The sequence below is a fragment of the Sphingomonas sp. PvP056 genome, from assembly GCF_040549155.1.
In the GTDB taxonomy this organism is placed as follows: Bacteria; Pseudomonadota; Alphaproteobacteria; order Sphingomonadales; family Sphingomonadaceae; genus Sphingomonas.
The window spans coordinates 556,331-576,135 of the sequence record NZ_JBEPST010000002.1 but is presented as its reverse complement, the minus strand read 5'-3'; the positions used below and the strand labels follow the sequence as shown (position 1 = coordinate 576,135).

Sequence of the window (19,805 nt, the reverse complement as noted above, 5' to 3'; positions counted from 1 at the left end):
AGGACCCGCGCTGGGAGCGATCGATCATGCCTGGGGAGGACGCCTGATGAAAGGTTGCACGCCACCGATTGCGATGACGCACCGCACCATTCGGTCTTTGTTTCCACCAAGTCTAATATTGTTTCCAGGCCGATTGAGACGTTATAGATATTAATCATGGAATTGCGACATCTCCGGTACTTCGTCCAGGTGGCCACCGATCTCCACTTTGCGCGGGCGGCGGCACATCTCGGCATATCCCAACCGCCACTCAGCCAGCAGATCCGATTGCTCGAGGACGAACTAGGGGTCGTGCTGCTCGAACGTACCAGCCGACGGGTCGCGCTGACGTCGGCAGGGTCGCTGTTTCTGGATGCGGCACGGCGGACGCTCGCAGAGGCCGACCGCGCGGTCCTCATCGCGCGTCGCGCCGGGAATGGTGAACTCGGCGAGTTGAACATCGGCTTCAACGCCTCCGCCCCGTTCATTCCCCAGGTGGCGACTGCCTTGTACGCGTTCCGACAGCGCTATCCCGACGTTCAACTGTCGTTGAATGAAGTCGCCGGGACCGCACAGATCCCTGCAATCCGGGACGGTGATCTCGACCTCGGATTCCTGCGAAGTTTCGACCGTCCGGTTGTGCCGCACGGTCTCACCGCGACGCTGATCCTGCGCGAACGGCTCGTCGTCGCGACCCGGCCCGACCATCCGCTGGCGACGCGCGCGGGGTTGCATCTGTCCGACCTGGGCGACCAGTCGCTGGTGGTCTACGCAAGCGATCGCAGCGGCGGCTTTACCGAGGCGCTGTTCGACCTGATGCGCGACGCTGGCGTCGAACCCCGGGTTGCACAGCATGTTCGCGAAGTCTCCACGCTGCTCGGCCTGGTGGCCGCCGGCATTGGCGTGACGATCATCGCGGAATCGCTTGCGTCGCTGCAGTCGGCGGGTCTGGTCTACACCCCCTTGCGGGATGATCGCGCGACATCGGCGATGTGGCTGGTCCACGCAGACACGCCACCACTGCTGACACGCAACTTTCTGAGCGTCGTCGGGGGTTTGCCAGAATGCAACCAAGCGGATGGCTAACACGATTCTGGTCGGACGATCTGTCGTGCGCATGGGCGACGTCCGGTCGCGCGTGTTCGGGTAGCGCATAAGACGCTGTGCCATCGTGAAGCCCGGACATCCCCCTTTGCCAGCGTTACACGAGTTTTTCCTTGTTCTTTCAGCCCAATGGCAATTTACGGTAGCCGTTCACCACTGCGGACAAGAGGACATAGTATGAAGCTGGCCATGGCATGCCTGCTCGTGGGACTGAGCATCGCAAACCCGGCGAATGCGCAACAGGCGAACCGGTCTTCCTCCATTTCGGCAACGGACCGACAGCAGGGCGCTGCCGCCAACCCGCAACTGATCGCGCAGTTCGGCGGAGCCTATACAGGACCGCAGGCAGCGTTCGTCGAACGCGTCGGCAAGCGCGTGGCGACCCGGTCCGGACTATCCAACGCCACCGGCGATTTCGTCGTCACGACGCTGGACTCGCCCGTGGAAAACGCCTTCGCAATCCCCGGCGGTTACATCTACATAACGCGTCAACTGCTCGCGCTGATGAATTCCGAAGCGGAGCTGGCCTCCGTGCTCGGCCATGAGGTCGGCCATGTCGCGGCACGCCATGCCAACAGTCGCAACACACGCTCGACGATAGGTGCGCTGCTGGCGGCGGGGGCGGCTGCGGTCACCAAGAGCGATGTCGCCAGCCGTGTCGTCGGCACGGGTGCGCAACTCTATACGCTCCGCTACGGCCGCAACCAGGAGTATGAGGCGGATGCGCTCGGCATTCGGTACATGACGGCCGCGGGCTACGACCCCTTTGCCGCCGCCGACATTCTCGGGGCGCTCGATGCCTCCACCAGCCTCAGCGCACAGGCAACCGGGACGCCCGCCCGGTCGGTTCCCACCTGGGCGTCGACCCATCCCAATGGCGAGGATCGCGTGCGTCGCGCCGTCGAACTCGCAACGGCGACGGGTAAACCGGAAGTCCAGCCTGTTCAGGACACGGCATTCCTCCGGATGCTCGATGGACTGCCCTATGGCGCAGCGACGGACCGCAAGCTGATCCGCATCGTCACCGTCCGCTCGGGTGACACGATCGCCTCGCTGTCCGCGCGCATGGCCTTTCCCGACTTGCGGGAGGAGCGGTTCACCACCCTCAACGGCTTGGACCCGGACCAGCCCCTGAAAGTCGGGACGCTCGTGAAGATCGTGGTTACAGCCTGAAGGACGAGCATGGGGACGCAGCCGCAGGGTGCGGCTGCGTTCCGTTCCGGCCCGCCGGTACCGCCTAGTCGGCCACAGCGTTGACGACGGTCCGGGCGACATCCCGCGCGATCGCGGTGTCGTGCTTCCGCGCGCCGGGTTCGAGATGGAATTTGACCGAAACGATCACGGCGGCAGCGGCCATCGCATTCAGCGAGCCCCGGACGATCGACGCACGCTTCGGGCCGCTCAGATGCAACATCGCTTCTACGCCGACTGCCAGCCCGACGAAGGCAGCGATCTGCCAACGCGTTTCGGTGGCCCGAAGGCTGTAGCGAGAAACGGCACCTCCAACGGCGAACGCGGGAACCGATATGGCTAGGGTCGCAAGGGTATGTCGGCCTATCATTCGATCGGTCGTTATCGCATTGCCTGGCCCCTGTCAGGGACTCATCGCCAACGGGCAGGCCGGTTCTAAGGTCGGTTCGTCCTTCCGGGCAATTGCCCTATCCCGTACACCCGCACGAACAGCCTTGGTCGGACATCGCAGTATTGTTCCCGATTGCCGCTTTCCAATGCGACAATACTCCGACAAAACCTGAGTCCGCAGGGAGAAGGTTAGATGGGTATCGAACGCCTGATACTGGCAATACTGGCCACGTCGCTATCGCCGGTCGCCTTCGCGCAACAGGTGGAACATGGCAGCGGCCCCTACCCCGCATTGATGGAAGAGCGGACGGACCTGCCGGATCACGTGGTTTATCGGCCGGCGGACCTTGCACGATTGGGCCGCAAATCCCTCCCCGTCTATGTGTTCGGCAATGGCGGATGCAGCGCCGACGGCACGAGTTCGCGGAACCATCTGCTCGAAATCGCGTCGCGCGGCTATCTGGTCATCGCGTCGGGCACGTTCCCACGCCCCTCGCGACCGGCGCCAGCGCCCCCTGTTCCCGGCAAACTCACGGTGGAAACCGAAACACGGCTGCTGACCGATGCGGTGGATTGGGCGCAACGCGAGAACGGACGCGTTGGCAGCCCCTTCCAGGGGCGCATCGCAACGACCAGGATCGCGGTTTCCGGCTGGAGTTGTGGCGGATTGCAGGCGCTGACCGCGGCACAGGACCCGCGAGTCACCACCGCCGTCGTCATGAACAGCGGCTTTTTCAAAGACGGCCCCAACCCGCTCAACGGCGTCGTCTCGGACAAGGCACTGCTCGCCACGCTGCACGGATCGATTCTGTATGTGTTGGGCGGGCCGACTGACATCGCCTATGCCAACGGCACCGACGATTACCGACGGCTAGGCACGATCCCGGCGGCTCTGGTGAACATTCCGGTAGGGCATGGCGGCACCTACATGCAGCCCCACGGCGGCATCGCTGCGGAAGTCGTGACGGCGTGGCTGGACTGGAAGCTCAAGGGCTCGAAAAGCGCGAAAACACGGTTTGTCGGTGCCGCTTGCGGCTTCTGCCGGGACAGCAGGCTTACGCTGGAACGTAAAAACCTTTGAATCCCATTTGCCTCGCTCGACCGTTGCCGTGCTTCCCGAACCCCGGCGTTGCGGAGAACACACGAGCGGGGTACGCCAAGGCCTTCTTGATCAAGGACACATTCATGCGCTTTGCCCTCGCCTGTCTGGCGCTCTGCGTTTCCGCCGTCCCGGTATCTGCGCAGGTGACTGCAGCAAACGCCGCTGCGGCAGATTCTAAGGCGCTGATCTATGAACTGCGCACCTATTATCCCGCGCCGGGCAAGCTCGCCGCTTTGAACGCGCGTTTCCGCGAACACACGCTCGGACTGTTCAAGAAGCACGGGATGCGCAACGTCGCTTATTGGAACGAGATGCCCGCCGAAGCCTCGCCCGAGGGCCGTGTGATCTATGTGCTGGCCTATCCCAGCCGCGCCGCGCGCGACGCCAGTTGGAAGGCGTTCACCGAAGATCCGGAATGGCGCACGGTGGCTGCAGCCTCCGAAGTGGGCGGCAAGCTCGTCACGAAGGTCGACAGCGTGTTCATGACTATGACGGACTATTCGCCGCCGCTTACGCTGGCGCGCTGACCGGCACGTCAACGATCCTACAGTACGGCCGTGCCAGGCCCGGCACGGCCGTCAGACGGTTTCGACCGTGCGAGACGTCGCGGGCAGACCTGCGCTTCGGGGCCACTCCATCCGAACCCTCAGCGGCGTCGGTTCCACGAAGCCGGTGCTCTGCGGCGTGGTAGCAATTGATCGCGGTTTGGGAACGCTTGATCCCCCTGCATCACAGAGCATCCACAGCGTCCGTCATGCCCCCGAAACGCCCCACCGCGTCGGCAAAAGCAGCGCGATATGTAATCCTTTACATTCTTAATAAACGTACATACTCAGTCACTAACGGCGGCACGAAGAGGTCGCAAAAGGAGGGGCTGGCATGGTCAAAACAGACGCTGCTATCAGGTGCACACGCGCGATCGCGCGCCGCAACCGACCGGGTTCGGTCTATCGATCGCGCACGGCGTGCATGCCATTTCTGACAAAGCCGTCTCTCTGGATGGGCGCCGCAAACGTCGCCGCACCACAACCCGCATGTTTAGCAGCCCCCCGTACTGATCCAATGCCACCATACAGGCGAATGGCGTGGCTGTGCGATCGCGCGCGTGCGCGCTCGTTGCCGATCAACACGGCAAGGTAACCAGCCACCGCGGCGGCGTTTTCCTACCCCGGCATCGTGCGGGGCAAATATCGAACTTCGCCATCTCATTCATCGAAGAAACGCTGGGCAGCGACAAAGCTGTCAAACCGACAATCAGTACAAGCCATTGGATTGATTACGGCTGCGTGACTTCGAAACAACCGATCATCGAGCAACCATAAGCTCGGGATAACTAAAAACCGAATGGGCTTGTTTTGCCCTACACTGGGAGAGGATTATGAAGTTTCGTTCCGCACGGGCTTGTCTGCTGCTCGGCAGCGCGCTTGTCACCATGCCGGCGTTTGCGCAGGATGTGACCGCGCCGACCCCCGGATCTGTCCAGGACAACCCCACCGGCCAACCGCAGGAACCAACCTCGACGGCCGCCGAACCGGGCCAGGACGCCCCTGCCCCTGGTGAGGATATCGTCGTCACCGGCATCCGCAGCAGCCTCGCCAATTCGGCGCGTGTGAAGCGCGACGCACAGCAGATCGTCGACAGCATCAGCGCAGAAGACGTCGGCAAATTCCCGGACTCCAACATCGCTGAATCGCTCCAGCGCATCACGGGCGTCGCGATCGACCGATCGGGCGGCGAAGGACAATTCATCACCGTTCGCGGTCTCGGGCCGGAATTCAACACCGTCCTGGTCAATGGGCGCGTCATGGCGACCGACAATCCGGGACGTGAATTCTCGTTCGACGTCCTGTCGTCCAACATGATTCAGCGGACCGACGTGTTCAAGTCGAACGTCCCCGAGCTTCAGGAAGGCGGCATCGGGGCCACGGTCAACATCATCACCGCACGCCCGCTCTCGGGGCGCAGCGGGTTCCACTTTGCGGCGTCGGCCGGTGCGATTTACGATACGCTGCGCAAGAAGGCAGGCCCTGATACATCGGCCACGGCGTCGTGGACCAATCCCGACAAGACCTTTGGCGTCGTGCTGTCGGGCTCGTACACAAACCGCAAGAACCAGGACGATTCCATCGCGATCGACGGCTGGATCAACGGGCGGCCCGACATCATCTCGGTGATCGGCGGCACCCCCACCCTGATCACGGGCGCTGACGCGCGATACCCGCGCTCGGGCAACGTCAACGTCCCCCAGAGCCTGTATTACCAGCGCACGCAGGAACAGCGCGAGCGGATCAACCTTGCGGGGGCCGTCCAGTTCAAGCCGACCGACACGCTCGAATTGACGGTTGACGGCGTGTACTCGAAGTTCAACGTTTCGGGGGAAGTCCGCCGGCTGGATAACTTCCTGGCTGCCCCGTATTACCAGCCGACCTTCGACGGGAACGCAACCGCGACCGGGCTCGGCATGATCGGCGCCGACTTCATTGCGCAGAACCCGCAGTTTCTGGCGGACAACCGCGACCGGCTGACCAACAACGGCCTCAATGCCAAGGTCGACCACGTCTACAACCTGACCAACCGCCAGTCCGAGAGCTATCAGATCGGCGGCAACGTCAAGTGGAACCCGTCGAGCAACATCGAAGTCCGGCTCGACGCGTCGGTCACCGGCGCCAACCGTATCTCGCCCAACCAGTATCTCGTGATCGGCGCGTTGCTGCCGTACAGCTACCAGTTCAACCTGAACCCCGGCGCGCTGCCGACCGTGTCGTTCGACAATTCGATCATCAACGATCCGAACCGGATGCGCCTGCATTACATGGGCATCGACACCAATCGCTCGCGGGATCGCGGTTCGGAATATCACCTCGATACGAAATATCAGGTCGACGATTCGATCCTCAAGTCCGTGTTGATCGGCGGCTCCTATACCGAGCGGCGCAAGATCAACCGCTCGTTCAACAACAGCGATTCGAGCTGCACCTATTGCGGATATCAGACCCCGATCGCCGCAGGTCTGCTGGAATCCTACGACTGGCGTAACTTCCAGGGCGGCGGCCGGAACATCCCACCCTCGCTGTTCCAGTTCGACCCGCAGGCGTTCCTCGCCTATCTCAATGACCCGGCGACCTTGTCGATCCCGACCAACGGCCGCACGCCCGCGCAACAGGCTGCGTTCGCACAACAGGCGCTCGCGCTACCGGGCGGGCCGTTCGGGGTCCGGGAACAGCTTCGCGGCACGGTCAATGTCCAGGAGCGCCTGACCGCAGGCTATATCAACATGCAGTTCGGCGGCCCGCGCTGGTCGGGCAACGTCGGCGTCCGCGTCATCCGGACGCAGGTGACGTCGTCGGGCTTCGACACCCCCGTCACGAGCATCGCCAACACGCCGGGCGACGACACGCTGCAGTACACCTATGGGCCACCCACGGCGGTGTCGGTAAGCAACAGCTACGTCAACGCGCTGCCCTCGGCGAACATCCGGTACAACGTCACCGACAAGCTGCTCGCGCGTGCGGCCTTCTCGCAGACGGTCACCCGCCCGACGCTGACCGATCTTGGCGTCAATAACGACTTCGGCGGCCGCATCTCGGTGCCGCAGTCGAGCGGCGGCAATCCGAACCTGCTGCCGTTCCGCTCGACCAACTACGACGTCTCGGTCGAATGGTACGTCACCCCCGTCAGCTATTTCAGCGTCGGCGCATTCTACAAGGAGCTCAGCGACTTCCTCGAACTCCAGACGCTCCCGGTCAACCGGTTCGGCCGTACGTTCCAGGACACCCGCACGCAGAACGGACAGACCGGCTACATCCGTGGCGTCGAGGTCGGCGCGCAATATGCGTTCGACTGGCTTCCGGGCTTCGCGTCGGGCTTCGGCGTCACCGGCAACTACACCTACGTCAACAGCAAGGTGGAACGCGACCAGACGCTTGCCGACTATGACTGCGGTTACAACGGCCTGTCGCCGCATTCGGCCAACGGCAGCGTGTTCTACGAGAAGTTCGGCATCTCGGCGCGCACGTCCTACAACTGGCGGTCGGATTATCTGCGGCAATGCCGGTCGAGCCAGGGACGCCCGCGCAACCGGTCGTCCTACGGTCAGCTCGATTTCAACGTGGCCTACGACCTGACCCGCAACTTCCAGGTCTATGTGCAGGGCGTCAACGTGACCAACACGAAGGTCGACGAATGGTCGGCGATCGAGGACCGGTTCCTGCTGCTCCAGGAAACGGGTTCGCGCTACAATTTCGGCGTGCGGGTGAAGTTCTGACGCCGCGGAGCTGATTAAGCCGATGGGGTCCCGACGGGCGTTTCTCGTGCGTCTGGTCGGGACTATTCGCGCCACGCAGTAGCCAATCTATTTGGAGCGCCCAACCGTCACGCTGCGGATGCGAAATGTTACCCATCCAGTTGAACATCGATCCGTCCAAGGCCTTGAACTCCTGGGTGGGACAGGCGAGCTTGAAGCGGTCAGCTTGCGCCCGTGACAGCGCCTGACCCGGCGTCGGCCCGACCTGCAGGCAATAGCGTCGCCGTCGCTGGGATCGCCAATCCTGCCCCGACGAGCATCCGGCGGGTCAGCTTCGTCGTCGTTTCGGCTCCCGGCGCGCGGGGGCGGCACGCGCGCCGGTCAGGAAGTCGGCATGGCTCGGCAGCGTCGCGCTTCCCTGCCGCAGCACCGCGCGCATCCGCTGCAGCTGGGTACGGACGTGATCCTCGGGAAGCATGTCAGCGAGCGGATCGTGCCCGCGCGGTACCAACCCCTGGCCCAGCATCACCGAAACCCAACTCGTGTCACGGAACAGCTCGCCCGGCTCGAGGATGACCCGCCCGAGATTGGCGAACACCGCCATACGCTCGCTGAGGCTGTCGGGGATCGCCATCGCGCGGGTGTGCCGCCAGAACGGCGTGTCGTCGCGCCGCGTCTGCTTGTAATGCAGGATGACGAAATCGCGCACCTGCTCGACCTCTTCGCGCATCAGCCGGTTATAGAGGTCGATCTCCGGCTGCGCGAAGCCGTTGCCGGGGAACAGCGACATCAGCGTGACGATGCCGCGCTGGATCAAATGGATACTTGTCGACTCTAGCGGCTCGATGAAGCCTGACGCCAGCCCCAAAGCAACGACGTTCTTGTTCCATGACAGACGTCTGCGTCCGGTAGTGAAGTGGAGTTTGCGTGGGTCGGCAAGTGTCGGCGCATCGAGCCCGGCGCGCAATTGTGCCTCGGCGGTGTCGTCGTCGATGAAGTCGCTGCAATAGACGTGGCCGTTGCCCACGCGGTGCTGCAGCGGGATTCGCCAGCGCCAACCCGCACTCTCGGCATGCGACCGGGTGAAAGGCGGCGGCGGCCCCACGACCTCGGTGGGCACCGCAAGCGCGCGGTTCATCGGCAACCAGTGCGACCAGTCGAGATAGCCGGTGCCAAGCGCCTGTTCGATCAGCACCCCGCGGAACCCCGAACAGTCGATATAGAGATCCGCCTTGAGGCTTCGGCCATCAGCCAGCTCGACGCGATCGACGAAGCCGCTTTCGGGGTCGAGCGGCGCGTTGATGATCCGACCTTCGACCTGCATCGCGCCATTGCCCAGCGCCAGGTCACGCAGCAGCGCGGCATACAGCGCTGCGTCGAAGTGCAGCGCGTAGGATATTCGCGATAAAACGTTGCGCGGGTCGTCGCTCGGGCGGCCGAACTTGCCGGCATAGGCTGCGAGCGTGCAGAGAGAATAATCGGGCAGAGCGCCTTCTTGGGTGCGCAGCCAGTGCTGGTGGAACGCAACCCCGCCAAGATCGGCACCATGGCTGCCGAACGGATGAAAATAGCGCTCGCCAAGCGCCCCCCAGTCGGAAAATTCGATCCCGAGCTTGTAGGTCGCCTGGGTCCGGCGAACGAGCTCATCCTCGTCCAGTCCAAGCAGCGCGTTAAGCTGGAGGATCGGCGGGATCGTCGCCTCGCCGACGCCGACCGTGCCGATCTCGGCAGATTTTACCACGGTTACCGCCACGGCTTCGGGCGCAAAGCTCCTTGAGATAACCGCCGCCGCCATCCAACCAGCGGTTCCACCGCCGACGATCAGCACGCTCTTCACCGGCTGATCATGCATCGCTTCCCCCGTCTCGTTTGCGTTTCGATCATTGACGTCACATCGGAGAGAGTCGGCGACCACGGGTCTTGTGGCCACCATGAAGGGAAAGCGTTCATCCGTCCGTTCGGTCGCTGCAAGCCATCACAGCCCCACGCGCAATCGCAGCGATACACGCCGATCGTTGATCTGGTAATTCCGCAGATACTGCTCCTGGCTTTGGTAGCTGTAGTTGACGGTATCCATAAGGTTCTGTCCGTCCAGCGTCAGCGATATCCGCTTAGTGAAATCGTAACTGATCGATGCGTCGAGCGATCCGTAGGCCTTGAAGTAGATCGGCAATGTCGCCGCGCCCACTTCACTCAGGGAATCAAGGAACTTGTCACGCCAGTTATAGGCAACGCGCGCATTGACGCCATATTTGTCGTACAGCGCGATCAGATTGTAGCTGTTGCGGGACAGGTTGATCAGTGGAACCGCGGTCTGCGTTTGCGCGCCGAGCGATCCCGAGGTGAAGTTCCCCGCATTGCTGTCCGCCAGCGTGTAGTTTGCAGCCACGCCAAATCCCGAGAGTGCTCCCGGCAGGAAATCGAAGAATTTCTGCCCGGCGATTTCGAAGCCCTGGACATAGCCCTTGGTGACGTTGGTCACCGCAGACACGTTGAACTGCACGACACCAACGGTCTGCACCGTTTCCGTCCGCAAAAACGTCCGCGTCGCAATGAGATCGCGCAAGTCCTTGCGGAACCCGGTAATCGAAATGAAACCCGCCCGCTGGAAATACCATTCGAGCGCCGCGTCGAACGAGGTGACCCGCTCTGGCTTCAGGTCGGGATTGCCGGATACCGAGCCTGACCCCTGATACGGGTTGGTCGTCGCGTTATAAGGCTGGCCGGGATTGACCGTCTGCGGCGTCGCGTCGGACCCATTGTACGTTGGGGACAGCGTGAAGCTGGGGTTGAGTTGGTTGAAGGTCGGCCGGAAGATGTTTTTGGAGAACGCCAGGCGCGCCTGCAGCTTCGGCGACAGGTGGAAGCGCAGGTTGAGGCTGGGCAGCCAGTAGGAATATTTGCGCCCGCCATTGAACGCCTGAACCACTGATTCACTGGTCGGGTTTTCGCCGCCGGAGGTACGATAGCTCAGGACCTGAAAGCCTTGCCCGCTTTCGCTAGTGCGGACGTACCGTACGCCCGCGTTGCCATCGAAGTCGAGCCCAGCCAGCGACGTCCCGAAGGCCGCGCGGAGATAGCCCGCATAATCGTCTTCCTTGACCGAACTCGTGGTCGACTTGGTCGGATCGTCGAGCGAGGCGAACCCGATGGTTTGGCCACTGATCTCTTTGATATGCGCGAACGCGGACTCGGGGTGGAGCGCATCGTACAGGTTCCATTGCAGGACCGACCCGAAGACCGAATTGGCGCCGGCCCCGCGCAACAATGTTGCCTGTGCCGGATTGACCTGGACGAACTGCGAAAAGTCCGAGACCTTGTGGCAATTCGCCGCGCTCGACCAATTGGCGCACGTGCCGCCGATCGTCTGCCAGTTGTTAATGTTGGTCTCGCGGTTGATTGCGGTCTTGCCGCTATACCGGCCACCTGTTGTCAGCGACTTCAGGAAGCCGCCGTCGTCGAAATCCCATGTCAGGTCGGCACGGACGCTGTCGCCGGTGGCGGTGTTCGTGGTTCGCGTCGGCTGGACAGCGGTGAAGCCGTAGTTGGCCGGATTGGCAAAGAAATCGGAAGACTTGCCGGTTGCCGGATCGGTCGCAAGCTGGGTCGGGAACTTGCCGCGATTGTCGAAGGTGTAATTGTAGGTCGAATTGAACGCTCCAGCCGCGCCGGTCGTCGTGGTGTAGGGGTTGATCGTCAGGTTCAGCGAGTCCTGATCGACTCGCGCGTCGATGTGCTGATAATCGACACCGAGATGCAGCCGCTGCGTGATCGTCCATTTTGCACCGGTCGAATAATCGGTCGTACGGGTTTTACGGTTGGCACCATAGGTGACCGTGGAGCCGCCCGGGCTGACCAGCGAGCCAGACGTCGCCACGCCATTCTCGACGGTGTAGGTGCCCGTCGGGACGGCGCCATCGTCGGTCGCGAAGTAGGATACGCCGGTGTCGGTGAAGTGGTAATCGCTCGTGAAAACCTGGGCATAGGCCTCAAGATTGGCTGACGGTCGCCATTGCAGCACCGCCGAGCCGCTGATCCTCCGGCGGTCGCCTTCCGCAACGTTAAAGCCACCGCCCTTCTGAACCTGGACGTTCTGGGTAGCATATCCCGGCACCGGCGAGGATTGGACCGGCGAACCGTCCGGGCTCGGGTTCGGCCCGTGATACAAATATGGCTCGACCTGATCGAGATCCTGTCGGAACGCCGTCGTGCCATAGGAACCGTTGAGCAGGAAGCCGATCTCGCCAAGTCCGGTCTGCCAGCGATTGCTATATAACCCGGATCCACCGTAGCCATATTTCTTGGCGAGGTCGAAGCGCGTTACCGACGCCGTTGCCGAAGCGATCTGTCCCGGCGCGTCGAACGGACGGCGCGTGCGCAAGTCGATCGTGCCGCCCAGCGATCCTTCGATCAATTCGGCCGAAGCGTTCTTGTAGACATCGATGCGGGATAGAAGATCCGGCCCGACGTCCTCGAACGACAGCCCCACGCCACCATTAGCGGAAAAGATGTCGTGGCCGTTCAGTTCGGTACGCACTTCGCTCAACCCACGGATCGCAACGGCGCTGCCCTCGCCAAGGTTGCGTTGGATCTGGATGCCGGGGATGCGCTGCAGGGATTCCGCAATGTTCGTATCGGGAAACTTGCCGATGTCCTGAGCGGTGATCGAATCCACGAGCTGCTCGGAATTCTGCTTGATCGCCTGCGCGGAGGCGAGGCTGCCACGCAATCCGGTCACGACAATATCATCGGGTTCGTCAGTCGGCTCGACCTGTGATGCAGTTGCTGGCGTTGCGGTGGCGTTGGCTTGCGAATCGGGCTTAGTCTGTGCCCGTGCCGGGGCGGCAAGACCGCAAATCGCCATCGCAAGCCCAGAGACGCCAGCCAATATACGTGAGTCGTTCCTCATCGGATCCCCTCCCCCATTGTCCCTTTACGGGCTCAGGGACTTTGTACTCGACATCCTCACCTATGAAAACATGAATTTATAAGTGCTCAACAGAAGAAGAAAGACAATGTAAGCAGTAATCTACATACAGAACCGTACACTACGTAGATTTTAATTGTGGAACTCCGAACCTACGTGTGAAAACGAACTGGCTATTGGATTGGTGCGCGATGTGGTCGGGGCGTAGCAGACGGCGAGGACGCAACGCGACTTGTGCGTCAGCACGTGGGAACATCTTGGCGTACATTCTACTGAAAGCACCCCCGTCATTACGACGACGAGTTCTATCCGAAGCTCGACATTCCCATGACGGCGCAATCCGGCCTGCGCTGACCTCTAACGCTACAAAAGCACCGAGCCGTTCGTCTATACGCGCCGAACTGGTACATCACCGCCCCGCCCTGTCATCAGCGTGGCTGAAGCGGATCGCAACCCCCATCGACGGCTATTCGCCCGTTCTGCTTTAGTCGCACGGCCGCGGCCGATACGTGACGTCGATCACAGCTTCGTCGCGCAGTCACGACGGCTCGAGGCGGTTTACCACTGTGAGAATCGCGGGACCGAAGCGTTTCCCCGAAAAACAATTTAGTGCAGCTTCAGCAAGGCGTGCTCAGGGGCTTCGACTTGCTTCCCTGGCGAACCTATACTTCGCGCGATACCTGGTTTGCGCGTTCACCCTCGGCGAGCGGACAGATCGGTCTTTCGAAGACTGGGTCCTATCGTCATAGACTTACCATCGTGAACGCACAGCGTGCAGCGCCGGTAAATAGCAGTGCCGCGTCGTCGACATTCTGAATGGCCGGCCCAATCCGGCACATCTCATGATCTATCGAATACCATCAATGCTATAGCAAAACTGGCTGGGGCGGCAGGGTTCGAACCTGCGAATGGCGGCATCAAAAGCCGCTGCCTTACCACTTGGCGACGCCCCAATCCGGGAGCGCAGGCCTTTAAGCTGCGCGTGCCCCGTTGCAAACCGAAAAAACGCTTCAGCCCTAGATTACGCGTTCCAGCCAGCCATGCGGATCGGGCGCGACGCCGCGTTGCAGGTCGATCAGCGCCTGGCGCAGGCGACACGTCGCCTCCCCCGCCCCGCCGTCCGCGATGTCGAACGCGCCGTCGACCAGCTTCATCGTCCCGATCGGCGCGACGACCGCAGCGGTCCCGCACGCGAACGCCTCGCGCAGCCGCCCGCTCGCCGCGTCAGCGCGGCACTGGTCGATCGCATAGGGTTCCTCGCGCACCGTCAGCCCCATGTCGCGCGCCAGCGTGATCAGCGAATCCCGCGTGATCCCGGGCAGGATCGTGCCGGTCAGCGGCGGGGTCTGGATCGTGCCGTCGTCGAACACGAAGAAGATGTTCATCCCCCCCAGTTCCTCGATCCAGCGGCGCTCGACCGCGTCGAGGAACAGCACCTGGTCGCACCCCTGGCGCGTCGCCTCAGCCTGCGCGATCAGGCTGGCGGCGTAATTGCCGCCGCACTTGGCCGCCCCGGTGCCGCCGGGTGCCGCGCGCGTATAATCCTGCGACACCCACAGCGTCACCGCAGGAGCCCCGCCCTTGAAATAGGCACCGACCGACGAGGCGATCACTGCGTACAGATATTCGGTCGACGGCTTGACGCCGAGGAACACCTCGCTCGCGATCATGAACGGGCGCAGGTACAAGGCACCGCCGTCAATATTCGGGATCCAGTCGGCTTCCTGCCGGACGATCGCGCGCACCGACTCGACGAACAGATCCTCGGGCAGCGGCACCATCGCCATCCGCTCCGCCGACGCGCGGAAGCGCGCGGCGTTGGCTGTCGGGCGGAACAATGCGGCGCCGCCGTCGGGTAGCCGGTACGCCTTCATCCCCTCGAAGATCTCCTGCGCATAATGCAGCACCGCCGACGCGCTATCCATCGTGAAAGGCGCGCGTGCGGTGATCTTGGCATCGTGCCAGCCCTCCGCTTCGCTGTAGCGGATCGTCACCATGTGATCGGTAAAGACCTTGCCGAACCCGGGGTTGACGAGCTGCGCCGCGCGTTCGTTCGCGGCGATCGGGGCTGCGTTAGGCTCGAAGGCGAATTTCGGCGGCGATGCCGACGCGCCATCGGACGACGTATCAGCAAGCGGCGCGTTGGCGAGCGTATCGGTGTGCGACATGATATCCTTGCGACATATTGCGACAATTTGGGGGTTGAAGGGGTGTACGGGACGCGTCAAACGCGGTCAACAATGGCCACCGCAATCGCTTCTGCCTCGCCGCTCTTCCTCCGCGAACCCGAAATTCGTCGCGGCATGGAATTGCTATACTTCGCACAAAGCACGCTTGCCCGCGCGACCGAGGCGCGTCTCGGCGAAATGGGTCTGGGTCGGGCGCATCACCGCGCGATGTACTTTATCGCGCGGCATCCGGATCTTACCGTCAGCGCATTGCTGAGCCTGCTCGGCATCACCAAGCAGTCGCTCGGGCGCGTCCTCAACGAACTGGTCGACCGCGAACTGGTCGAGACTCGCGTCGGCGAACGCGATCGTCGCCAGCGACTGCTGCGGCTCTCGGCAACGGGTACTGCGCTCGAGCAGGAACTGTTCGAGATGCTGCGCGAACATTGGTCGCGCGCCTATGCCCGCGCTGGCCAGAGCGCAGTGACAGGGTTCTGGTCGGTGCTTGAAGGGATGATCGGCGAGGAAGGCCTAACCCGCCTGTCGGGGCCGCACGACTAGCCAGCGACGCAGTCAGGCCTCAGCCTCGCGCCGCCGCAGCCATCTCCGCATTGCGCCGCGTCGCCGCCGCAATCGTTTCGGTCAGCAGCCCGTCCAGCGCCTTGTCGGCGTCGAGCACATCGAGACCCTTGCGCGTCGATCCGCCAGGGCTGGCGACCTGATCCGCCAGCGCACCCGGTGCGACACTTGCCGAAGCTGCCAACAATCCCGCCCCTTCCACGGTTGCGAGCGCGAGCCGCTCGGCCTGATCGCGCGGCAACCCTTGCGCGACGCCCGCCGCCGCGAGCGAATCAATAAAGCGATACAGGAAGGCAGGCCCGCTTCCGGCAAGCGCGGTGACCGCGTCGAACTGCGCTGGCGCGACCCACTCGACGAGGCCAAGCGGTAGCATCAGTTGCTCGGCCAGCGCGCGCGCCGGTGCGGACGCGCTGGCACTATCAAGCGCAACGACACCCTTGCCGATCGCAACCGGGAGATTGGGCATCGCCCGAACGATCGCGCCAGCCTTGAACCGCGTCGACAGGGCGGCTTCTTCGACACCGGCTAGGATTGATACGAGCATCGCGACACCCGCCAGCCGCTCGGCAAAGCGCGCGGCGATGTCATCGACCTGCTGTGGTTTCATGGCGAGGATCACGACATCGGGTAACGGCCCGTCCGGCAGATCGCGTGCCTGCCGCACCCCCGCGGGAAGCGCGCGATCGGACCGGTTGACGACGTCGACGTCGCTACCCGCCACCACGCCGCTCGCGATCCAGCGGCGCAGCATCGCACCGCCCATGTTGCCGCATCCGATCATCCAGATCCGGCCCACGTGGGTCTCGCTCACAGGCTCAGGCTTCGCCCTGGGTTTCGGTCATCGCCGCGGCGAGCGCTTCCTTGGGGGTCTTGCCGCCCCACAGGATGAACTGGAACACCGGGTAAAAACGCTCGCACTCGTCGATCGCGCTTTCCACCATCAGCTCGGCCGATCCCAGCGACAAGGTGCCACCATCGCCGTCGATCATCGCGGCGTGACGGTACAACAAGATGCCGCTCGACGACCATAATTCGAAATGGCCGACCCACAGCTGCTCGTTGATCAGCCCGATGGCCTCGTACATCGCGGGGCGCTTGTCGTCGGCAACCTTGATGTCGGGGAACGCCAGGAACTGAATGACGCCGTCCTCGTCCCGCCACAGCGCGCGCAATTCATATTGCGCCCAGCTGCCCTTGACCTTGGCGATGACTTCGTCGTCCTGCCGCTCGTAATCCCAGCCGTGTGCCGCGAAATAGCTCTCGAGCATGTCGATCGGGGCCGCATCGTCACGGTCGAAATCGGCTTCATCCAACACCATTACGAGCCCTCCGTCCGCGTTACGGCCGAAAGGGTGGCCGCTCGGGCGCGACGACACAAGCGATAGGTGGGAACGCCCGGCGAATTTCCTGTGGATAAAATGAGGTCAGACTCCGGTTGCGGGGCTCGAAGGCGGCGTGGTCGTGGTGCCAGCCGACTTGGCCTCAAGCGCATCGAGCCGCGCGCGCAGCGCATCGGCTTCGTCCCGCGCGGCGGTCGCCATCGCCTTCACCACTTCGAACTCGTCGCGCGAGACGAAATCGAGTCCACCGATCCATTCGCGCGCACGCGACCGTGCACCGGCCTCGGCTTCGCGCCCGACGCCCGCAAGCGTGCCGGCCGCGCCGTTGATGAACTTGGCGAAATCGTCGAAGATCTTGTTGTCGGCTTGCATCTGGGGATTCCAATCGAACTTATGTCGCAATAATCTGGGTGGTCGTCGAACCGGGTGCAAGGGTTTCCACCCCGGGGTTGAGCGCCAGAATCTCGTAGTTGAGATACGCCGCGAACAGCAACCAGGCAAGATACGGCACCAGCAGCACCGCGGCGAGCCCGCGCACCTGCGAGAACAGGATCGTCATCAGCATCGTCACGCCGAACATCAGGCCGACCAGCACGAGCGCGAACACCACCTGATGCAGCCCGAAAAACAACGGTGACCAGGACAGGTTGATCGCCAGCTGCGCAAAGAACACGATCAGCGCGGGGGTCCGCAGGCGCGCCCCGCGTGCATTGAGGATCATCGCCAGCGCGATGCCCAGAATGACATAGAGCAGCGACCAGGCAACCGGGAAAACCCAGTCGGGCGGATTGAACGCGGGCTTGTTGAGCGCGGCGTACCACGCATTGCTCTTGCCGGTGGGCGCAAGCTGCGCCGCACCGAAGCCGAGCAGTAACATTCCCGGCACCGTCAACGCGGTCCAGCGCAGGAAGGACGCGCGCAACTGTTTCTGCGACACGATGCTGCCCGCCATGTTCCCCGCCGTGTTCGTGGCCATCTCGTGCCCTCTTCTCATTGAACTACACTGACCGGACGGGCTCGCAAGGCAGCGCTCCATCCAGACCATACACTGCCGCTATAGGGGAAGTTGCGGGGCCACGTCGGCATTATTTGCGGGCATGTCCGGAGCGGCACCCCGTTCCGCAGCGATCAGGAATTCGACATTGCCTTCGGGCCCCGTAATCGGGCTTTCGACCAGCGTGACGATCCGCCACCCCTGCCCGGTCAGCCAGGCGGACACCTCGTCGCACACACGTGCATGAATCACAGGGTCGCGCACGACGCCCCCCTTGCCGACCTCGCCGCGCCCCGCCTCGAACTGCGGCTTTATCAATGCCAGCAGCTTCCCGTCGGGTCTGGCAAACCGCAGCGGGACCTCCAATACCTTGGCGAGCCCGATGAAACTCGCGTCGCACACGATCAGGTCGATCGGCTCGGGGATATGCACCGGAGTCAGGATGCGCGCGCTGGTCTGTTCGTGGACGATCACGCGGTCATCCTGTCGGATCTTCCACGCAAGCTGGTTGGTCCCGCTGTCGACCGCATAGACGCGCGCCGCGCCGCGCTGGAGCAACACATCGGTAAACCCGCCGGTCGATGACCCCACGTCGATCGCCACCATGCCCGTGACGGCCCACCCAGTCGCGTCAAGCCCGTGCGCCAGCTTGATCCCGCCCCGCGAAACCCAGGGATGATCCCGTCCGCGCACGTCGAGCAGCGCGTCGTCGGCCACCGCCTGCCCCGGCTTGTCGATCTTGCGATCGCCCGCGAACACCAAGCCCGCCATGATCAGCGCCTGCGCGCGCGTGCGACTCTCGACGAGGCCACGGTCGACCAGCAGTTGATCAGCCCTGATCTTGGGCATCGGTGCAACGGAAATAGGGAAGCAGGGCCATCGCCACCCCCTATCAAGCTTCGCCCGAGACCCCAAGCGCGCTCGAGTCGCGCCGTCGTGATCGGCCGATCGGGGCGGCGGCATCGGTCCGGCGCACACGGTCTTCATTCTGGCGCAGGCCTATTGCCTACCATCCCAGTAGGAATAGCTTTGGGGACCGGAAGGCGTGGCCGCACGGTGTCCCCCTAGAGCAACGCCGGTCACGTCTTCCTACCTCTGTGGGAGAGCATCGATGGGCAGCTTTTCAAGTTTCGACCCCGTGCAACCGACCATATTGACGGTCCCCGGCCTGGGTGGTTCGGGTCCGTCGCACTGGCAGACTCTCTGGGAGTCGGCACGGCCAGATACCGTTCGCGTCGAACTCGGCATGCGGCACACGCCACACCGCAACGCCTGGGTAACCAAGCTCGATCAGGCGATCCGCCAGGCCAAGGCCCCGGTGATCCTCGCTGCGCACAGCCTTGGCTGCCTTGCGGTGGCGTGGTGGGCCGAGATGACGCGCCAACCCTATGGTTGGCCGGTCGCGGGTGCGCTGCTGGTGGCACCGGCCGATGTCGACCGGCCCGATGCGTGCGCGGAACTCGCAACGTTCGGCCCGACGCCGACCGCACCGCTCCCCTTCCCGTCGATCGTCGTCGCGAGCCGGGACGACCCGTGGATCGCGATCGAGCGCGCGCACAGCCTCGCGGTCGGCTGGGGAAGCCATTTCGTCGACGCGGGCGAGCAAGGCCATCTCAACGCCGCGAGCGGCATCGGCTGGTGGAAGGAAGGCCAGGAACTGCTCGACCGCGTGATCGGGGCCGCGGTCGATCGCGACGGTCGCCCGCTGCCGATCAGCGAGGCGCGCTCGATCCTCGCAATCAACGCAACCGACGCCGCGCAGACGCATTACCTGCCGCGATGACGCGC

General features: G+C 63.3%; 17 protein-coding genes and 1 tRNA gene. 8 read left to right on the top strand and 10 right to left on the bottom strand.

What is annotated here, in order from left to right; genetic code table 11:
• Window positions 1-156 precede the first annotated feature (156 nt).
• Window positions 157-1,065 (top strand): LysR substrate-binding domain-containing protein, encoded by a 909-nt coding sequence (locus ABIC17_RS06980; protein ID WP_354280356.1) that lies wholly within the window; start codon window positions 157-159, stop codon window positions 1,063-1,065.
• A 195-nt stretch (window positions 1,066-1,260) separates the two neighbouring features.
• Window positions 1,261-2,256, top strand: coding sequence for a M48 family metalloprotease (locus ABIC17_RS06975; protein ID WP_354280354.1), 996 nt, complete (start codon window positions 1,261-1,263; stop codon window positions 2,254-2,256).
• A gap of 64 nt (window positions 2,257-2,320) precedes the next feature.
• Here ABIC17_RS06975 and ABIC17_RS06970 read toward each other — a convergent pair whose 3' ends face one another.
• A complete protein-coding gene (locus ABIC17_RS06970) occupies window positions 2,321-2,497 on the bottom strand; it encodes a hypothetical protein (protein ID WP_354280352.1) in 177 nt (58 codons plus the stop codon).
• Window positions 2,498-2,857: 360 nt separating this feature from the next.
• Here ABIC17_RS06970 and ABIC17_RS06965 point away from each other — a divergent pair, with 360 nt between their 5' ends.
• The 4 genes from ABIC17_RS06965 (at window position 2,858) to ABIC17_RS06950 (ending at window position 8,030) form a co-directional block, all read left to right on the top strand.
• The gene (locus tag ABIC17_RS06965; RefSeq protein ID WP_354280350.1) at window positions 2,858-3,745 is read left to right on the top strand and encodes an alpha/beta hydrolase; all 888 of its coding nucleotides are present in this window, start codon (window positions 2,858-2,860) and stop codon (window positions 3,743-3,745) included.
• Window positions 3,746-3,849: 104 nt separating this feature from the next.
• A complete protein-coding gene (locus ABIC17_RS06960; protein ID WP_354280348.1) occupies window positions 3,850-4,293 on the top strand; it encodes an NIPSNAP family protein in 444 nt (147 codons plus the stop codon).
• A 558-nt stretch (window positions 4,294-4,851) separates the two neighbouring features.
• Window positions 4,852-5,088: a hypothetical protein gene (locus ABIC17_RS06955; protein WP_354280346.1), complete on the top strand. Its 237-nt coding sequence runs from the start codon at window positions 4,852-4,854 to the stop codon at window positions 5,086-5,088.
• A gap of 56 nt (window positions 5,089-5,144) precedes the next feature.
• Window positions 5,145-8,030 carry a TonB-dependent receptor gene (locus tag ABIC17_RS06950; protein ID WP_354280344.1) on the top strand — a complete coding sequence of 962 codons (2,886 nt, stop codon included), beginning with the start codon at window positions 5,145-5,147 and terminating at the stop codon, window positions 8,028-8,030.
• 307 nt (window positions 8,031-8,337) lie between these two features.
• On the opposite strand, the gene ABIC17_RS06945 is transcribed toward ABIC17_RS06950, so the two are convergent.
• From ABIC17_RS06945 to ABIC17_RS06930, 4 genes are all read right to left on the bottom strand, one after another.
• Window positions 8,338-9,861, bottom strand: a complete 1,524-nt coding sequence (locus ABIC17_RS06945; protein ID WP_354280342.1) for a tryptophan halogenase family protein — start codon at window positions 9,859-9,861, stop codon at window positions 8,338-8,340.
• 123 nt (window positions 9,862-9,984) lie between these two features.
• On the bottom strand, window positions 9,985-12,897 hold the full coding sequence (locus ABIC17_RS06940) for a TonB-dependent receptor (protein WP_354280340.1): 2,913 nt from the start codon (window positions 12,895-12,897) through the stop codon (window positions 9,985-9,987).
• A gap of 917 nt (window positions 12,898-13,814) precedes the next feature.
• A tRNA-Gln gene (locus tag ABIC17_RS06935) sits at window positions 13,815-13,889 on the bottom strand.
• Window positions 13,890-13,952: 63 nt separating this feature from the next.
• Window positions 13,953-15,104 carry a branched-chain amino acid aminotransferase gene (locus tag ABIC17_RS06930; protein WP_354280338.1) on the bottom strand — a complete coding sequence of 384 codons (1,152 nt, stop codon included), beginning with the start codon at window positions 15,102-15,104 and terminating at the stop codon, window positions 13,953-13,955.
• A 72-nt stretch (window positions 15,105-15,176) separates the two neighbouring features.
• On the opposite strand from ABIC17_RS06930, the gene ABIC17_RS06925 reads away from it, so the two are divergent.
• Window positions 15,177-15,665, top strand: coding sequence for a MarR family transcriptional regulator (locus tag ABIC17_RS06925; RefSeq protein WP_354280336.1), 489 nt, complete (start codon window positions 15,177-15,179; stop codon window positions 15,663-15,665).
• A gap of 19 nt (window positions 15,666-15,684) precedes the next feature.
• On the opposite strand, the gene proC is transcribed toward ABIC17_RS06925, so the two are convergent.
• From proC to ABIC17_RS06900, 5 genes are all read right to left on the bottom strand, one after another.
• A complete protein-coding gene (proC, locus tag ABIC17_RS06920; protein WP_502958427.1) occupies window positions 15,685-16,464 on the bottom strand; it encodes a pyrroline-5-carboxylate reductase in 780 nt (259 codons plus the stop codon).
• Window positions 16,465-16,498: 34 nt separating this feature from the next.
• Complete coding sequence (locus tag ABIC17_RS06915) at window positions 16,499-17,002, bottom strand: type III secretion system chaperone family protein (protein WP_354280332.1); 504 nt, start codon at window positions 17,000-17,002, stop codon at window positions 16,499-16,501.
• Window positions 17,003-17,107: 105 nt separating this feature from the next.
• Window positions 17,108-17,395, bottom strand: coding sequence for an accessory factor UbiK family protein (locus tag ABIC17_RS06910; RefSeq protein ID WP_354280330.1), 288 nt, complete (start codon window positions 17,393-17,395; stop codon window positions 17,108-17,110).
• Window positions 17,396-17,414: 19 nt separating this feature from the next.
• Window positions 17,415-17,999, bottom strand: a complete 585-nt coding sequence (locus ABIC17_RS06905) for a TspO/MBR family protein (protein ID WP_354280328.1) — start codon at window positions 17,997-17,999, stop codon at window positions 17,415-17,417.
• A 78-nt stretch (window positions 18,000-18,077) separates the two neighbouring features.
• A complete protein-coding gene (locus ABIC17_RS06900; protein ID WP_354280327.1) occupies window positions 18,078-18,866 on the bottom strand; it encodes a TlyA family RNA methyltransferase in 789 nt (262 codons plus the stop codon).
• Window positions 18,867-19,128: 262 nt separating this feature from the next.
• Here ABIC17_RS06900 and ABIC17_RS06895 point away from each other — a divergent pair, with 262 nt between their 5' ends.
• Complete coding sequence (locus ABIC17_RS06895) at window positions 19,129-19,800, top strand: RBBP9/YdeN family alpha/beta hydrolase (RefSeq protein WP_354280325.1); 672 nt, start codon at window positions 19,129-19,131, stop codon at window positions 19,798-19,800.
• Window positions 19,801-19,805: the final 5 nt, after the last annotated feature.

Excerpts from the sequence above, each read along its gene's own strand:
- ABIC17_RS06960 (WP_354280348.1), top strand. The coding sequence starts at position 3,850 with ATGCGCTTTGCCCTCGCCTGTCTGGCGCTCTGCGTTTCCGCCGTCCCG.
- proC (WP_502958427.1), bottom strand. The coding sequence starts at position 16,464 with ATGATCGGATGCGGCAACATGGGCGGTGCGATGCTGCGCCGCTGGATC.
- ABIC17_RS06905 (WP_354280328.1), bottom strand. The coding sequence starts at position 17,999 with ATGGCCACGAACACGGCGGGGAACATGGCGGGCAGCATCGTGTCGCAG.
- ABIC17_RS06975 (WP_354280354.1), top strand. The coding sequence starts at position 1,261 with ATGAAGCTGGCCATGGCATGCCTGCTCGTGGGACTGAGCATCGCAAAC.
- ABIC17_RS06950 (WP_354280344.1), top strand. The coding sequence starts at position 5,145 with ATGAAGTTTCGTTCCGCACGGGCTTGTCTGCTGCTCGGCAGCGCGCTT.
- ABIC17_RS06980 (WP_354280356.1), top strand. The coding sequence starts at position 157 with ATGGAATTGCGACATCTCCGGTACTTCGTCCAGGTGGCCACCGATCTC.
- ABIC17_RS06970 (WP_354280352.1), bottom strand. The coding sequence starts at position 2,497 with ATGTTGCATCTGAGCGGCCCGAAGCGTGCGTCGATCGTCCGGGGCTCG.
- ABIC17_RS06900 (WP_354280327.1), bottom strand. The coding sequence starts at position 18,866 with ATGCCCAAGATCAGGGCTGATCAACTGCTGGTCGACCGTGGCCTCGTC.
- ABIC17_RS06965 (WP_354280350.1), top strand. The coding sequence starts at position 2,858 with ATGGGTATCGAACGCCTGATACTGGCAATACTGGCCACGTCGCTATCG.
- ABIC17_RS06895 (WP_354280325.1), top strand. The coding sequence starts at position 19,129 with ATGGGCAGCTTTTCAAGTTTCGACCCCGTGCAACCGACCATATTGACG.
- ABIC17_RS06915 (WP_354280332.1), bottom strand. The coding sequence starts at position 17,002 with ATGGTGTTGGATGAAGCCGATTTCGACCGTGACGATGCGGCCCCGATC.
- ABIC17_RS06925 (WP_354280336.1), top strand. The coding sequence starts at position 15,177 with ATGGCCACCGCAATCGCTTCTGCCTCGCCGCTCTTCCTCCGCGAACCC.
- ABIC17_RS06945 (WP_354280342.1), bottom strand. The coding sequence starts at position 9,861 with ATGCATGATCAGCCGGTGAAGAGCGTGCTGATCGTCGGCGGTGGAACC.
- ABIC17_RS06910 (WP_354280330.1), bottom strand. The coding sequence starts at position 17,395 with ATGCAAGCCGACAACAAGATCTTCGACGATTTCGCCAAGTTCATCAAC.
- ABIC17_RS06930 (WP_354280338.1), bottom strand. The coding sequence starts at position 15,104 with ATGTCGCACACCGATACGCTCGCCAACGCGCCGCTTGCTGATACGTCG.